16 protein-coding genes are annotated in these 15,592 nt (G+C 31.8%); 14 read left to right on the top strand and 2 right to left on the bottom strand.

Features of this window, described 5'->3' with window-relative positions; translation table 11 throughout:
• Positions 1-16 precede the first annotated feature (16 nt).
• The 5 genes from N5D46_RS09055 to N5D46_RS09035 all read left to right on the top strand — a co-directional run bounded on the left by N5D46_RS09055 (position 17) and on the right by N5D46_RS09035 (position 3,944).
• Complete coding sequence (locus N5D46_RS09055; protein WP_280049786.1) at positions 17-1,549, top strand: histidine kinase; 1,533 nt, start codon at positions 17-19, stop codon at positions 1,547-1,549.
• Positions 1,550-2,272, top strand: coding sequence for a CPBP family intramembrane glutamic endopeptidase (locus tag N5D46_RS09050; protein WP_280049785.1), 723 nt, complete (start codon positions 1,550-1,552; stop codon positions 2,270-2,272).
• Between the two features lie 6 nt (positions 2,273-2,278).
• A complete protein-coding gene (locus N5D46_RS09045) occupies positions 2,279-3,031 on the top strand; it encodes a LytTR family DNA-binding domain-containing protein (RefSeq protein WP_280049784.1) in 753 nt (250 codons plus the stop codon).
• An 83-nt stretch (positions 3,032-3,114) separates the two neighbouring features.
• Positions 3,115-3,729: a MarC family protein gene (locus tag N5D46_RS09040; protein ID WP_114998639.1), complete on the top strand. Its 615-nt coding sequence runs from the start codon at positions 3,115-3,117 to the stop codon at positions 3,727-3,729.
• Between the two features lie 14 nt (positions 3,730-3,743).
• Complete coding sequence (locus tag N5D46_RS09035) at positions 3,744-3,944, top strand: hypothetical protein (protein ID WP_038336158.1); 201 nt, start codon at positions 3,744-3,746, stop codon at positions 3,942-3,944.
• A gap of 44 nt (positions 3,945-3,988) precedes the next feature.
• Here N5D46_RS09035 and rnpA read toward each other — a convergent pair whose 3' ends face one another.
• Entirely contained in the window at positions 3,989-4,369 is a 381-nt protein-coding gene (gene rnpA / locus N5D46_RS09030) for a ribonuclease P protein component (protein WP_038336156.1), read from the bottom strand.
• 112 nt (positions 4,370-4,481) lie between these two features.
• Between rnpA and N5D46_RS09025 the strand changes: the two genes are divergently transcribed.
• The 5 genes from N5D46_RS09025 (at position 4,482) to N5D46_RS09005 (ending at position 9,503) form a co-directional block, all read left to right on the top strand.
• Positions 4,482-4,892, top strand: a complete 411-nt coding sequence (locus N5D46_RS09025) for a BrxA/BrxB family bacilliredoxin (protein ID WP_038336154.1) — start codon at positions 4,482-4,484, stop codon at positions 4,890-4,892.
• Between the two features lie 257 nt (positions 4,893-5,149).
• On the top strand, positions 5,150-6,145 hold the full coding sequence (locus N5D46_RS09020; protein WP_038336152.1) for an aspartate-semialdehyde dehydrogenase: 996 nt from the start codon (positions 5,150-5,152) through the stop codon (positions 6,143-6,145).
• Positions 6,146-6,298: 153 nt separating this feature from the next.
• Positions 6,299-6,841, top strand: coding sequence for a sigma-70 family RNA polymerase sigma factor (locus N5D46_RS09015; protein ID WP_280049783.1), 543 nt, complete (start codon positions 6,299-6,301; stop codon positions 6,839-6,841).
• Entirely contained in the window at positions 6,838-7,863 is a 1,026-nt protein-coding gene (locus tag N5D46_RS09010; RefSeq protein ID WP_280049782.1) for a hypothetical protein, read from the top strand. Before N5D46_RS09015 ends, N5D46_RS09010 begins: the two co-directional genes overlap by 4 nt.
• Before the next feature lie 41 nt (positions 7,864-7,904).
• A complete protein-coding gene (locus N5D46_RS09005; RefSeq protein WP_114998644.1) occupies positions 7,905-9,503 on the top strand; it encodes a S8 family serine peptidase in 1,599 nt (532 codons plus the stop codon).
• Positions 9,504-9,546: 43 nt separating this feature from the next.
• Here the strand turns inward: N5D46_RS09005 and N5D46_RS09000 are convergent, their stop codons facing one another.
• A complete protein-coding gene (locus N5D46_RS09000) occupies positions 9,547-10,473 on the bottom strand; it encodes a bifunctional riboflavin kinase/FAD synthetase (RefSeq protein WP_280049781.1) in 927 nt (308 codons plus the stop codon).
• A 188-nt stretch (positions 10,474-10,661) separates the two neighbouring features.
• On the opposite strand from N5D46_RS09000, the gene atpD reads away from it, so the two are divergent.
• From atpD to metX, 4 genes are all read left to right on the top strand, one after another.
• Positions 10,662-12,170 carry a F0F1 ATP synthase subunit beta gene (atpD, locus tag N5D46_RS08995; RefSeq protein WP_280049780.1) on the top strand — a complete coding sequence of 503 codons (1,509 nt, stop codon included), beginning with the start codon at positions 10,662-10,664 and terminating at the stop codon, positions 12,168-12,170.
• A gap of 85 nt (positions 12,171-12,255) precedes the next feature.
• Positions 12,256-12,549, top strand: coding sequence for a F0F1 ATP synthase subunit epsilon (locus tag N5D46_RS08990; RefSeq protein WP_038336143.1), 294 nt, complete (start codon positions 12,256-12,258; stop codon positions 12,547-12,549).
• 450 nt (positions 12,550-12,999) lie between these two features.
• Positions 13,000-14,307, top strand: coding sequence for an O-acetylhomoserine aminocarboxypropyltransferase/cysteine synthase (locus N5D46_RS08985; RefSeq protein ID WP_280049779.1), 1,308 nt, complete (start codon positions 13,000-13,002; stop codon positions 14,305-14,307).
• A gap of 30 nt (positions 14,308-14,337) precedes the next feature.
• Positions 14,338-15,345 carry a homoserine O-acetyltransferase gene (gene metX, locus N5D46_RS08980; RefSeq protein WP_280049778.1) on the top strand — a complete coding sequence of 336 codons (1,008 nt, stop codon included), beginning with the start codon at positions 14,338-14,340 and terminating at the stop codon, positions 15,343-15,345.
• The last annotated feature ends 247 nt before the right edge of the window (positions 15,346-15,592 follow it).

Raw genomic sequence — 15,592 nt, 5'->3', positions numbered from 1 at the left:
AATTTGATTGCTTGATATGGATAAGTATTATAAAGGATATTTGAGATTATTTTCATTTGTATTTTCATTTGCAATTTTAGTATATGTATTTGATTTTAGTACAATTAATTTTCAAAATAATTCAAATTTTGATTTAGGTGTAGAAGTAGGCTTGTTAACAGGAAACTTTCTAAAATTTGTTGCTTTAGGGTTGGTCTTTTTAAAATTCTTAGAAGGAATTATTGTTTCTGACAAAAAGTTAATTGTTCGTAATATTTTGATTCTATTTGTAATCAATGTTTTGATTTATAGCGTGATATTTTTTACATCTCCAAATGTATCATTCAATCAATTTTTTCATCCAGAAGCTATCAAATATTTTATCGGATATTTTTCGTTCAGTGTTGCAGCATCTTTTGTGAATACAAGCATTTTTAATGAATATAGAATAGATGTACCAGATTCGCCTAAACCAGAAAAAGTTTTAAGAAAGTATTTTTTACGTTCTATTATTTATACGTTGGTATTGTATTATGTATTCGTGGAGTTTGCGAATCTCCTTTTGCAGAAATATATTTTTTACGATCAATCGATCAATTATCTTTTAGTTGCAGTTATCACGGTTTTCTTTTTGTTTTTATTCTTTATTATCGATCGAAAGAAAAATAAATTAGAACGTAAAATTGTTATCGAATCAACAAAAGCAGAAACAGCAACTGCACAATTCGAAACCTTAAAAAGTCAATTAGACCCACATTTTTTATTCAATAGTTTGAATGTTTTAACTGGTTTGATTGAAGAAAATCCAGATAATGCGATAGATTTTACAACATCGCTTTCTAAGATTTATCGATATGTTTTAGAACAAAAAGACAAAGAAGTTGTGTCGATTCAAGAAGAAATAAATTTTGCAAAAACCTATGTCAACCTTCTAAAATTAAGATTTGAAAATAGCATCGATTTCGAAATTGAACAAATAACTTTCTCTGAAACCGAATTTATTGTGCCACTTTCTTTGCAGATTTTATTAGAAAATACAATCAAACACAATATTGTATCTGATCAAAAACCTCTTAAAATTAAGATGTATAAAAAAGATAATTATTTGATCATTGAAAACTCTTTTCAACCAAAAGAAACCATTAAAGATTCGACAGGAATTGGGCTGAAAAATATTATTAATCGTTATCAATTAATTTCTAACCGAGAAGTGAACATCGAAAAAAATGAACAACTATTTCGTGTAGAACTTCCCATATTAACACAAAAAAATACAACTATGAATACACAAAATTTTGACGAACAACAAGCTTATTTACGTGCAATAGAGCGTGCAAAAGAATTGAAAAAGTTTTATGCGCATTTAGGAACTTATGTTGTAATGAGTTTATTCTTTTTTATTCTGAATTTAGTTACAAATAATGGACATTGGTGGTTTTATTGGCCAGTTTTAGGTTGGGGATTGGGCGTTGCACTAAATGCTGTAAAAGTTTTTGCGTATGGTTCTGGTTGGGAAGAGAATAAAGCCAAAGAAATCTTGGAAAAAGAGCAAAATAAAAAGTGGCAATAAATGAATTTTATAAATCAAATAAAGCAAACAAATTGGGTTAGAATAATTATTTTTTATGGATTGATATTAATCGGAACTTTTCTGATTCGTAAATGTCCTAATTTTTTACAATTGATTTTTGGAGGTTTAGTCGATTTTCAACTGCCTTGGAATATGAATCATGGGTTGATTATTTTTCTAATTAGTTTACTTTTCTATAAATTCTCTAAAGTTAAAAAAGAAGTCTCTCTTCTAGGAAAAGAAGGTTTCAAAACATTGATTTTTCCATTTATATTACTCGTTGGTTATTCAATTTATGGGATAAATAACGATTACGGAATTAATAAACATTTGTGGGCAGCGATTTTTATTTCTGTTACGTTGCTTTATGATATTGCTGAAGAATATACCTGGAGAGGTTATTTGAACGATGTTTTAGGAAATATATTTTGGATAATAAAAAGCATTGTAACAGGAGTATTTTGGGCTGTTTGGCATTTACTAATTTTTAAAGATTTCGATCAATTTGGAGGTTTTGGAATTTTCATGTTATTGTGCATTGTTTTTTCTTTTGTATTAACCTTTTCAACGATTCGAACAAAATCGATTATTGTTCCAGCAACAATTCATGCTTTAATGGCAAAAACAAATCTCGCAACATTGATCATTTTTGTCATTATACTTGCTTTATTATTTGTTTGGAATAAAATTTTTATGAGAAAACCGACTCGTGAACTAACTTAAAAAAAGATGAAAATATTAATTATAGAAGATGAAAAGCCTGCTGCGCGTTTATTAAAGCGACGTGTAGAAAAATTGGGTTATCAAATACATGAAATGTTGCATTCTGTAGAAGAAAGTGTAGCGTGGTTGAAAACGAATCCAAATCCAGATTTAATTTTTCTGGATATTCAGTTATCAGATGGTTTATCGTTTGAGATTTTTAATCAAGTTGATGTTTCGTCAGCCATTATTTTTACGACAGCTTATGACGAATATGTGTTGAAAGCGTTTAAGTTAAATTCGGTTGATTATTTGTTGAAACCTGTTGATGAAGAGGAACTGAAGTTCGCAATCGAGAAATTTGAAAAACAATTTCAGCAAACATCTTCAAGTTTCAATCTAAATGAATTAAAAAATTTTTTTTCAAATAATCAAACCGAAAAGTTTAAAGAACGTTTTTCGATCAAAATCGGAACATCAATAAAAATTATAGAAACAGAGAATATCGAATGTTTTTTTAGTGAAAACAAAGCAACATATATTCATACAAAAGAAAATCGAAATTATTTGGTAGATTTTTCGTTGGATAAAGTGGAAGAACAAATCGACCCGAAAAAATTTTTCAGAATTAATCGCAGTCAAATTATTCAAATCGATTCGATTAAAGAAATTACAATGTATTCTAATTCAAGATTAAAAATAATTTTGAATACTTACAACGAACAAGATATGATTGTGAGTCGCGAAAAAGTGACAGATTTTAAGAATTGGTTGGATTAAGATTGATTTCTTGCTTTTTTATGAAAATTTGTTCATAAAAACTTTTATTTTTGCATCAACCAATTAATTATCACTAAATACGAATGGAAAATATAATATCATTTTTTCAGAAATTCTCTTTCAATCAAATCGGAACAACTTTCGCCGTACTTTTTGCAGTTATCGATATCTTAGGAAGTATTCCAATTATTGTAGGAATTCGAAGCAAAGTTGGGCATATTCAGTCTGAAAAAGCGTCTATTGCAGCAGGAATCTTGATGATTTCGTTTTTATTTTTCGGAACAAAAATTTTGAAATTAGTTGGTGTTGATGTTCAGTCGTTTGCCGTTGCTGGAGCTTTTGTGATTTTTATCATCGCTATCGAAATGATTTTGGGAATTGAAATCCAGAAAGGAGTCGAATCCAACTCTGCATCCATCGTTCCTATTGCGTTTCCGTTAGTTGCGGGTGCAGGTTCGTTGACAACTGTACTTTCGCTTCGTTCGCAGTTTGCAGATATTAACATTGTGATTGCGATTATATTAAATATGTTAATCGTATATTTGGTGCTGAAATTCGCAGGAAAACTCGAAAAATGGATGGGACCTGGCGTTTTATCGGTGCTTAAAAAAGTATTTGGAGTAATTTTATTGTCAATCGCAATCAAATTATTTACGTCAAATATCGGTGCATTGTTTATGAATGAAATTAAAATTTAAAAATTCATTATCTAATGAAAACATATATTTATATCGCGACAATCGTTTTGTTGATAGGTTTAGGTTACAACCTATATGAGATGGATTATAAAGCTGGTTTTATGGCTGAGGAAAACTTTCGTAGCGTTTTAGGAATTGGAGCATCGGTTTGTGGATTAATTTTAGTATCTGTATACTTTAGTTTTTTCAGATTGCAAACAAATCTTAAGAAATAAACAGTTTTACAACTTATAATAAATGAAAAAGATTAATCCTAGGATTAATCTTTTTTTGTTTGTATCGCTTCGTTTAATTTTTCTAATAAAGTTTTGACAGATTGTTCGATTACTTCAAAAGGTTGATGTTTTGTAGAAGTATAAATCATCACTAAATCAACCGAATAGTTTTCATTAGGTTCAAGTAACAATTTATTTAATCTGTAAGCTTCTTTAGCACGGCGTTTCAATAAATTTCGGTCAACTGCGTATTTAAATTTTTTCTTTCCAACACTTACTCCTACCCTTATATTGTAATCCGCTTTCGGCTTGATTTTGTAGACAAATCTAATCGGATGAGAAACAAATGTTTTTCCATCAGAAAACAATTCATCGAATGCTTTTCTGCTTTTAAGTTTCTCATTCTTACCAAAAGTCAATTTCATATTGCAAAATTCTATGTAAATTTGTTGCTGCAAAAGTAAGTATTCTAAAAAGTTTTAGAATTATGTAACTTTGAAAATAATTTATTTTTATTTAAAACAAAAAAAGAACAATATGTATCCAGCAGAAATAGTAATGCCAATGAAGGCTCAGTTGACTTCTAATGGTTTTGAAGATTTAACTACTCCAGAACAAGTAGAAGCAGCAATAAAACAAGAAGGAACAACTTTGGTAATGGTAAATAGTGTTTGTGGTTGTGCTGCAGGTGCTGCAAGACCAGGAGTTGTAATGTCATTAGATAATGATAAAGTTCCTACACACTTAACAACAGTTTTCGCAGGATTTGATAAAGATGCTGTAGCAAAAGCACGTGAATTTTTTGCTCCATTTCCTCCAAGTTCTCCAGCAGTTGCTTTATTCAAAGATGGTGAATTAGTACATATGTTAGAGCGTCACCACATCGAAGGGCACTCTGCAGCAGCTATTGCAGAAAACTTAAAAGCAGCTTACAACGAGTTTGCTTAAGACTAAATTTGAAGGTTATTTCAAAAATATTTTAAAAAGTGGAGCAATTTGTTCCACTTTTTTTGTGTTCAAAATTCTTATAAAAAAGAGTTTTATAAATTTTAATTCGAGGAAAAGTTTAAAAACCTGAATTAACATCATAACATAAAATATATCATATCAAATTGATTGCTAAACCTATGAAATAGAGAAAAATGTATCAAAATAATCTGTAAATTAGCAATTCGAAATTTTTTAATATATTATTTAATAAACAAATGAGAATAGCAGTCGTAGGCGCTACCGGAATGGTCGGCAGAGTTATGCTCCAAGTTTTGGAAGAAAGAAATTTTCCAATCACTGAAATTATACCAGTAGCATCAGAAAGATCAATAGGAAAAACTATTGAGTACAAAGGAAAGGAATACAAAATTGTATCAATGCAGGATGCTGTAGAAATGCGAGCTGATATCGCGATCTTTTCAGCAGGTGGAGAAACTTCCAAACAGTGGGCGCCTAAGTTTGCAGAAGTTGGAACAACTGTAATTGACAATTCATCGGCTTGGAGAATGGATCCAGATCGTCCGTTGATTGTACCAGAAATCAATGCAGATATTTTAACAACAAATGATAAAATTATCGCAAATCCTAACTGTTCTACAATTCAGTTGGTAATGGTGTTAAATCCTTTGCATAAAAAATATGGAATTAAACGTGTTGTTGTTTCTACGTATCAATCGGTTACAGGAACTGGTAAAGATGCAGTTGAACAATTGAATGGAGAAATTGAAGGACGTGACGTTGCGAAAGTTTATCCATATCAAATCTTCAAAAATGCATTGCCTCATTGTGATGTGTTTGATGAAGAAACAGGTTACACAAAAGAAGAATTGAAATTAACGCGTGAGCCACGTAAAATTATGCGTGTGGACGAAATGAATATCACTGCTACTGCGGTTCGTGTTCCTGTGCAAGGAGGACATTCGGAATCTGTAAATATCGAATTTGAGAATGATTTTGATTTAGCCGAAGTTCGCAAATTATTAGCAGAACAGGAAGGTGTAACAGTACAAGATAATCCTGATACAAATACTTATCCAATGGCTTTCTATTCAGAAGGAAAAGACGATGTTTTTGTAGGACGTATACGTCGTGATTTATCTCAACCAAATGCATTAAATTGTTGGATTGTTGCAGATAATTTACGCAAAGGAGCTGCTACAAACGCGGTTCAAATTGCAGAATATCTAGTAAAACATAATTTAGTTGGATAATATTTTCAATTAATAATATATAATAAAGTCGCTCTTGTAGCGACTTTTTTATGTTTAATGAATAAGTTTTCAGAACTTTAACAAATATTTTACGCTATCAAAGCATCCATAAGCGTAATTTTCGCATCTAAACAGTAAGAAAGAAAAAGTATTTTGGACGAAAAACAACTCATAAAAGCTTGTATCAGCAATGATTCGAAAGCACAGCGATTGCTTTACGAAAAATATGATGCGCGATTTTTTGCGGTTTGTAAACGTTATTTTACCGATATACAACAAGCGGAAGATGCGTTGGTAAAAGGATTTTTGAAGATTTTTCAGAATCTTGAATATTATTCGTTCGAAGGAAGTTTTGAAGGATGGATGCGAAGAATTATGATTAATGAATGTTTGATGGAGTTGCGGAAAAATAAAATTTTTCATCTCAATGTTGACGATTACTCCTCTTCCATTTCATCTAACCAAGAAGCTTCGCAACAAATAGAAGAAGATGATGTGATGAAACTCCTCGATTATCTACCCGAAGGCTGTCGTCTCGTGTTTACCCTCTACGTTATTGAGGGGTATAAACACAAAGAAATTGCCGAAAGTTTGGGCATTACAGAAGGAACATCGAAATCGCAACTTAATTTAGCGAAGACGAAATTGAAGGAAATGTTAAGTAAGAATGAAAATATAAAATCAAGTTTATCGTGAACACAAACGATCCAATAGAAGATTTATTTCGATCAAGAAGTACCGAAACTGTCGGCGAAAAGCCGAGAGATTTGGTGTGGAAACGTATTGAATCTGGTTTGCAGAAGGAGGAAAAGAAAAAGAAACCTATTCGTGAATTTGTTTCGAGTGTATGGTTTTCTGCTGCTGTTTTCGCGTTGATTGCGATTCCTTACTTTGTACTTTTTATCGAGAATATTAATACTGAAAATAGAGAAAATTCACTTGAAATTGTCAAAACAAATGTCCCAGTTATTGAGCAATCACCTGCTGAACAAGAAGAAATAGTGGTTTTGGAATCGAAAGATAAAGATTTGGAAAAACCTCTAGAAATAGTAAAGAATGATGAAGTTACAAAAGAGCCTGTTTATAAAGTAATGGAAGGGCATTCTGCTGGTGCAATTGATGATAAAGGATATTTTCCTCAATTATCTAAAGCGTCCGCTCCAAATGCTCCAGTTACTTTATCAGCACCGCAAGCAATGGAAGCTCGTTCTAAGGTTTTAGATTCGATAGAAAAAGAAGGTCAATATGCTAAAGCAAATAGTCAAAATTTTGGCTATACAAAAGATTCAGTCATTTCGGATAAATTAGCAGGGAAAGCTTCAGGTGTTGTAATTAGAGGTGCTTCTAAATTAAAAGACACTTCTGATGTGATGAAAATGACGGTTGTTGCAGAAGAACGTGCTGCGAATACATCATTAGAAACAGCTTCGATGATGGAAGTTTCGCCAAAAAAATCTGTAATTGACAAATCAGCGATTGTTTATAAACCATTAAAATTTACAGTAAAATCAGATATTTTACGTACCAATTTCAAATTACAAAAGAAATCGAAAGATAAAATTTCGTTTGAAAGTACAACGAATAATCTTGTCATTACATTCGAAAAAATAAATGATAAAATTGTTTTAACGACTAACGAACCAAAAGTTGATGCGACGCTTTTAGGAGTTTTGGAAAAGAATAAGAAAGAAATTTTTACTTATTATCAATCAAAGTAAAATAAAATGTTAATTTAGTCGTATTGAACGAATTAACATTTATGAAAAAATTTTTATCTCTAACTTTAATATTACTTGGCTTTACTTTTTCTTTGGCTCAAGATTTATACTTGGTCAAATTAAAACCAAAGGAAAATACATCAAATTTTTTATCAAACCCTTTGCAGATACTTTCTCAACGATCATTAGATAGAAGAGAAAAGTATAAAATCTCGATCACTGAGGAAGATGTTCCTATATCTGAGTATAGAATTAATGAACTTAAAAAATTATCATTAAATTATATTGGGCATTCGAAATGGTTGAATACTATGATGGTAGAGATTTCTGATGAAACTATTTTGAGTAAATTAAAAGCATTAAGTTTTGTTGAAACTGCAGAATCTTTGGTTCGTAATTCAGTTCCTAAATCATCAAATAAAAATTTGTCAAAATGGAAAGATCTAATACATAATTCAGAAGAGTTTAATTATGGTTATGCTAATGATTTTATTGACCAAATTAATTTAAAACCACTTCACAATAATAATATTTTAGGACAAGGAGTTTTGATAGCAGTTATTGATGCTGGCTTTCCTAGAGTTGATAAAATTTCAGCATTTGATATATTGCGTAAAGAGAATAGAATTCTTGACACCTATGATTTTGTAGATAAAAAAGAAAATGTATATGATGCAGATAATCATGGAACAATGGTTTTATCTACAATGACAGCAGAAGTTGATGGAAAATATGTAGGAACTGCACCAAAAGCTACATATTCGTTATATCGATCAGAAGACAATACTTCAGAAACTCCAAAAGAGTTGATGTATTGGGTTCAAGCTGCAGAAAGAGCAGATAGTGTAGGTGCTGATGTAATAAATACCTCTTTGGGATATTATGCTTTTGATGATGCGAGATACGATTATACATTTGATAATATGGACGGAAAAACGACATTAATTTCTAAAGGAGCTGAAATAGCTGCTAATAAAGGAATTTTTGTTGTGGTAGCAGCTGGTAATGAAGGAAATGATCCTTGGAAAATGATTTCAGCACCTGCAGATGTTAAAAATGTGTTTTCAATTGGAGCAAATGATATATACAAAAATCCCGCAGCATTTTCGTCTTTTGGACCAAACGCATTAGGGGAAATTAAACCAAATGTATCAGCTTTAGGACAAAATATTGTAGTTTATTTGCCTGATGGAAGTTTAACTTATTCGAATGGAACTTCATTTGCATCACCAGTTTCAGCAGGAGCTGTAGCATTAATGATTCAACAATTTCCTAAAATTAAACATGATATTTTAAAAGATAAAATTCAAGAATCTGCTCATCTTTTTTCCTTTCCTTCAAATCAATTAGGTTATGGCGTACCAAATTATTATAAGGCATCTCAAGATTTATTGAAAACAAATGAAGTAGAGAACTTAAAATCAATAAAGATATATCCGAATCCTTTCCAAGATGTTATTCATATAAAATCTAAAGAAGAAATCGCAAAAATAGAATTATATAATTTGATTGGACAAAAGATCATTTCGATGAATAATCGAAATTCTATTTCAACAAATCAATTACAATCTGGAGTTTATTTAATTCATATTACAGATTCTAAAGGAAATGCTTTAGTAGAGAAAGTTGTTAAGAAGTAAATTATTTCCGAAGTCAAATGATTAATTTTTGACTTCGGAAATTTTATTTTGAATAATGTTTTATTGCATTTTCTTTGTCTTGATTCATCGCGATGATTAAATCATCTAACGAGTCAAATTTCTTTTCATCTCGCAAATGTCCTAAAAATTCAAGGCAAATTGTTTCTCCATAAATTTCTCGATCAAAATCCAATATATTCACTTCTACTCGATGTTCGCGAGAATTGGTAACCGTTTCTCGAAATCCGATACTTAATAAACCTAAATATTTTTGATTATCTACAAAAACATCAACCGCATAAACGCCATCTTTTGGAATCAATTTATTAGGATCAACTTGTAAATTAGCGGTAGGAAAACCAAGTGTACGCCCAATTTTATCACCATGAACAACTTCTCCAGAAAGTGGATAATGATAGTTTAACGCTTTGTTCGCATATGCGATATTTCCTTCGATAAGTGCATTTCTAATTTTTGTAGAACTCACCGCCACATCATTTTCTTCGACAGCTTGCAATTGAATCAAATTGAAACCATATTCTTTCGAAAGAACTTGTAATTGCTCGAAATTTCCTTCTCTATTTTTCCCGAAATGATGATCGTAACCAATGACTAACGTATCAATATTGATTTTATCAACCAATAAATTTTTGACAAATTCTACAGAAGTTACTTGTGAAAAATCTTTTGTAAACGCTTGAATAATCAAATGTTCTAACCCAAATTGACGTAAAACATTTTCTTTTTCCTCTAAAGTGTTCAAAAATTTAAGATCACAATTTGGCTGTAAAACCATTCTGGGATGTGGATTAAAAGTAATCAAAACACTTTCTCCATCAATTTCTTTTGCAATTGTATTGAGTTGTTTCAGAATAGATTGATGTCCAATGTGCACACCATCAAACATGCCCAAAGTAAGGACAGGACGTTTGATAGGTTTGATTTCTTCTAAGGATTGATAAACGTTCACTAAAAATGATTTTGCACAAAATTAAGGCTTTCAAATCGAACTTCAAATCTATTTTTAATTTCCTTTGATTGTAATATTCTGATTACTAATCAAAATATTATGACAAAAATCTTAAAAAGTATATAAATTATACAATGTTTTTAACTTACCTTTGCACCCAAATAAAATAAACTAAATCATTTCATATAATGGCAAATCAAAAGAAAGGTAAGATTGCACAGGTTATTGGACCTGTAATTGACGTTATTTTTGATAACGCAGAAGGCCTTCCAAATATTTATGATGCATTAGAGGTTCCTCGTCAAGGAAAAGAAACATTAATTCTTGAAGTCGAGCAACACATCGGTGAAGATACTGTACGTTGTATCGCAATGGATAGTTCTGATGGTTTACAAAGAGGTCAAGAAGTTATCGCTTTAGGAAAACCAATTATGGTTCCTATCGGAGAAAACATCAAAGGACGTGTATTTAATGTAGTTGGAGATGCTATTGATGGTTTAGGGAATTTAGACAAAGAAAACGGTTTACCTATTCACCGTCCAGCTCCAAAATTCGAAGAATTATCAACATCTGCAGAAGTTTTATTTACAGGGATTAAAGTAATTGACTTAGTAGAGCCATACGTAAAAGGTGGTAAAATTGGTTTATTTGGTGGTGCCGGAGTAGGTAAAACAGTATTAATTCAGGAGTTGATGAACAACATCGCTAAAGGACACGGAGGTTTATCTGTATTCGCTGGTGTTGGTGAGCGTACTCGTGAAGGTAATGACTTAATGCGTGAGATGATTGAAGCTGGATTAATTAATTACGGTGAAGATTTCATGCACTCTATGGAAGGTGGATCTTGGGATTTATCTAAAGTAAATAGCGAAAACATGAAAGAGTCTAAAGCTGCTTTCGTTTTCGGACAAATGAATGAACCTCCAGGTGCACGTGCTCGTGTTGCTTTAACAGGTTTAACATTAGCTGAATATTTCCGTGACGGAGATGGACAAGGTCAAGGACGTGACGTATTATTCTTCGTAGATAATATCTTCCGTTTTACACAAGCAGGTTCTGAGGTTTCTGCCTTATTAGGACGTATGCCATCAGCCGTAGGTTATCAGCCAACATTAGCAACTGAAATGGGTGCTATGCAAGAGCGTATTACATCTACTAAAAACGGATCTATTACATCTGTACAAGCAGTATATGTACCTGCCGATGATTTAACTGACCCTGCGCCAGCTACGACTTTCGCGCACTTAGATGCTACAACGGTATTAGATCGTAAAATTGCTTCATTAGGTATTTACCCAGCGGTAGATCCATTGAACTCTACATCTCGTATCTTATCACCAACAATTATTGGTAAAGAACATTACGAAACAGCACAACGTGTAAAAGAAATCTTACAACGTTACAATGCTTTACAAGATATCATCGCGATTTTAGGTATGGAAGAGTTATCAGAAGAGGATAAATTAGTTGTACACCGTGCACGTCGTATCCAACGTTTCTTATCTCAACCATTCCACGTTGCAGAACAGTTTACAGGTATCCCAGGTGTTTTAGTAGACATCAAAGATACAATCAAAGGATTCAACATGATCTTAGATGGTGAAGTTGACCAATATCCTGAGGCTGCATTCAACTTACGTGGTACAATCGAAGAAGCGATTGAAGCTGGAGAAAAAATGTTAGCAGAAGCTAAATAATATAGTTTAACCATACAAAGAGTGCTTACGTTTCTTTTCTTTTTGAAAGTTGCTAAGTACTCTTTTTTTTAAAAACAATAGGATTATGCACTTACAAATTATTACGCCAGAATTCGTAGTTTTCGATGCAGAAGTAGATGCTGTTACTTTACCAGGGAAAGATGGTGAATTCCAGTTATTAAATAACCACGCTCCTATCGTTGCAACTTTAGGTGAAGGAACAATCAAAATTAAAGTTCACACAAAAACTTTCGAAGATTTCGATAATCAATCTGGCAAAGTTTACAGTTCTCCATCTAATGAATCTACATTATTGTTAGATATCAAAGGAGGAACAATAGAAATGAACAATAATAAAGTAATCGTTTTAGCAAACTAATTACTTTTTTATCATAAAACTTAAAAGGAGATCAATTTTGATCTCCTTTTTTATGTTTTTAACCTAATATTCTCCATTTTACTTCAAATTTTATTCTGTTTAAATCCTTTTTATAGATTTCGAAAGAAATATTTTTAGCTTTTTGGTATAAATATTCTTTATAAATTGATTTTATAGATTTATTTTCTAAAAAATAAATCTAAATTTTATTATTTAGAAAATTATTCTAATTTCACTTCGTCAAAAAAGGAGTTACGAAAGGTAACCCAAAATGAGCTAAAATTTTTCAGATGAAGTACAATTCTAAAAAACATTCTTTTGGACACGGCGTCCTGCTTCACAGCATCTATAATTGTATCAATAGTAAAATTCGAATGTGCAGCTGCTAATTTTAGCTAACTAACCTACCTACTATTTATTAATCGTAGTCACATTCAAAACAATTTTATTATGTCAACAGAAAAACAATTACATTTCGATACTTTACAAGTACACGCAGGTCAAGAAGTAGACCCAACAACAGGCTCTCGAGCTGTTCCAATTTATCAAACATCTTCTTATGTATTTAATGATGCCGAACACGGAGCAAATTTATTTGCTTTGAAAGAATTTGGTAATATTTACACAAGAATTCAAAATCCAACAACCGACGTTTTCGAAAAACGTATTGCTGCGCTGGAAGGTGGTGTTGCGGCATTAGCTGTTTCATCGGGACAAGCGGCACAATTTATTGCTTTAAATAATATTTTAGAATCAGGAGATAATTTTGTTTCGGCTTCTAATCTTTATGGCGGAACATATAATCAATTCAAAGTTGGTTTTAAGCGTTTAGGTGTTGATGTTCGCTTTGCTGAAGATGCAGATCCAGCAAAAATTGAATCATTAATTGATGAAAATACAAAAGCGATTTATGCAGAAACGATAGGAAATCCGAGTTTTAATGTTCCAGATTTTGAAGCAATCGCTGCAATTGCACAAAAATATAACATTCCATTTATTGTGGATAATACGTTTGGTGTGGGCGGTTATATTTTCAAACCTTTAGAGCATGGAGCAAACGTTGTCGTAGAATCTGCAACAAAATGGATCGGTGGACACGGAACTTCTATCGGTGGAGTTATCGTGGATGGTGGAAATTATAATTGGGGTAATGGTAGATTTCCACAATTTTCTGAACCATCAGAAGGTTATCATGGTTTAGTTTTTTCCGATGTTTTTGGAGTGAATGGTCCTTTTGGTAATATTCAGTTTATTATTCGTGCCCGCGTCGAAGGTTTGCGCGATTTTGGTCCAGCAATTTCACCGTTCAATTCTTTTTTATTGTTACAAGGTTTAGAGACGTTGTCGTTAAGAGTTCAGAAACATTTGGACAATACGTTAGAAATTGCGCGTTGGTTAGAACTTCATCCGCAAGTTGAAAAAGTGAATTATCCTGGATTAATTACTTCTCCAAGTCATCATTTGGCAAAAAAATATTTGAAAAATGGTTTCGGAGCTGTTTTATCATTCCAAATTAAAGGTGATGCAGACAAAGCGAATCAATTTATTGATAGTTTAGAATTGATAAGTCATTTGGCAAATGTTGGCGATGCAAAATCATTAATTATTCATCCTTCCGCAACAACTCATCAACAATTGAGTGATGATGAACAAAAATCTGCTGGAGTTTTTCCTGGTTTATTGCGTCTTTCTGTCGGAATTGAATATATTGATGATATCAAAAATGATCTTCAGCGAGCTTTTGATAAAATTAAGTAAACAAAGTATTATTAGCTATAAATTAATTCAGTGAATTTTTATCAATATAATTATACAAAGCCATTTCAATTAGAAAATGGTCAAATTCTCGAAAATTTAACCATTGCTTATCATACAGCGGGAACGTTGAATCCCGAAAAAAATAATATCATCTGGGTTTGTCATGCTTTAACGGCAAACTCGGATGTTTTTGATTGGTGGGCTGGTCTTTTTGGAGAAAATGAATTATTCAATCCAAAAGATCATTTTATTATTTGCGCCAATGTGATTGGTTCTAATTATGGAACGACAAATCCGTTGTCTACAAATCCTGAAACAAATTCGCCTTATTATCGAGATTTTCCTACAATTACGATAAAAGATATGGCAAATGCGCACCAATTGTTGGCAGATCATTTAGGAATTTCAACTATTCATTTATTAATAGGTGGTTCACTCGGTGGTCAACAAGCGTTAGAATTTACGTTACTTGATCAAGTTAAAGTGGATAATTTGGTTTTGTTGGCGACAAATGCGGTACATTCTCCATGGGGAATTGCGTTCAACGAATCGCAGCGTTTGGCTATCGAAGCCGATTCAACTTTTAAAGATAAAATTGAGGATGGAGGAAGAAATGGATTGATTGCGGCGCGTACAATTGCGATGTTGTCTTATCGTACCTATATTATATATGAACAGAAGCAAAAAGACGAGGATTCTGTTTACAACGATTTCAAAGCTTCTTCTTATCAAAAATATCAAGGTGAAAAATTAGCAAATCGATTCAATGCACATTCTTATTGGACACTTTCGAAAGCGATGGATTCACAAAACTTGGCTCGAAATAGAGAATCTTTAGAGAAATCTTTGGCTCAGATTTCTTCGAATACTTTAGTGATTGGAATTTCTTCGGATATTTTATTTCCGCCAAGTGAGCAAAAATTTATAGCGAATCATATCTCAAATGCAAAATTTATCGAAATAGATTCTATTTTTGGACACGATGGTTTCTTGGTCGAATTACAAGAATTAAATACAATTTTGGAACATCTCGTATAATATTATGAAATGAATAATAATATGAAGCTCGATTTATTCGAGCTTTTTTTATTTATAAATAGATTCTACTTCGTAGAATTTCTCCCGAGTAGTTCCTTCAAAAGTATCCATTTTGCTTTTCTTTTGTTCAAGAAAAGCAAAACGTCTAATCATTTTCTGCGGTAAAAACGGGCTTTTATCTTTTAAAACCTCGTATCTCACTTCTCAAATCTAAAATTCTCAAAAAATATTTTCCATTGTACCAATA

Source organism: Empedobacter sp. GD03865 (assembly GCF_029840775.1).
Lineage (GTDB): Bacteria > Bacteroidota > Bacteroidia > Flavobacteriales > Weeksellaceae > Empedobacter > Empedobacter falsenii_B.
The sequence above is the reverse complement of the archived record's forward strand: the minus strand, read 5'-3'. Positions and strand labels throughout refer to the sequence as shown.

Bases quoted from the DNA above. Each gene is read 5' to 3' on its own strand.
- N5D46_RS09055 (WP_280049786.1), top strand. From the start codon at position 17: ATGGATAAGTATTATAAAGGATATTTGAGATTATTTTCATTTGTATTT.
- N5D46_RS09050 (WP_280049785.1), top strand. From the start codon at position 1,550: ATGAATTTTATAAATCAAATAAAGCAAACAAATTGGGTTAGAATAATT.
- N5D46_RS09045 (WP_280049784.1), top strand. From the start codon at position 2,279: ATGAAAATATTAATTATAGAAGATGAAAAGCCTGCTGCGCGTTTATTA.
- N5D46_RS09040 (WP_114998639.1), top strand. From the start codon at position 3,115: ATGGAAAATATAATATCATTTTTTCAGAAATTCTCTTTCAATCAAATC.
- N5D46_RS09035 (WP_038336158.1), top strand. From the start codon at position 3,744: ATGAAAACATATATTTATATCGCGACAATCGTTTTGTTGATAGGTTTA.
- rnpA (WP_038336156.1), bottom strand. From the start codon at position 4,369: ATGAAATTGACTTTTGGTAAGAATGAGAAACTTAAAAGCAGAAAAGCA.
- N5D46_RS09025 (WP_038336154.1), top strand. From the start codon at position 4,482: ATGTATCCAGCAGAAATAGTAATGCCAATGAAGGCTCAGTTGACTTCT.
- N5D46_RS09020 (WP_038336152.1), top strand. From the start codon at position 5,150: ATGAGAATAGCAGTCGTAGGCGCTACCGGAATGGTCGGCAGAGTTATG.
- N5D46_RS09005 (WP_114998644.1), top strand. From the start codon at position 7,905: ATGAAAAAATTTTTATCTCTAACTTTAATATTACTTGGCTTTACTTTT.
- atpD (WP_280049780.1), top strand. From the start codon at position 10,662: ATGGCAAATCAAAAGAAAGGTAAGATTGCACAGGTTATTGGACCTGTA.
- N5D46_RS08990 (WP_038336143.1), top strand. From the start codon at position 12,256: ATGCACTTACAAATTATTACGCCAGAATTCGTAGTTTTCGATGCAGAA.
- N5D46_RS08985 (WP_280049779.1), top strand. From the start codon at position 13,000: ATGTCAACAGAAAAACAATTACATTTCGATACTTTACAAGTACACGCA.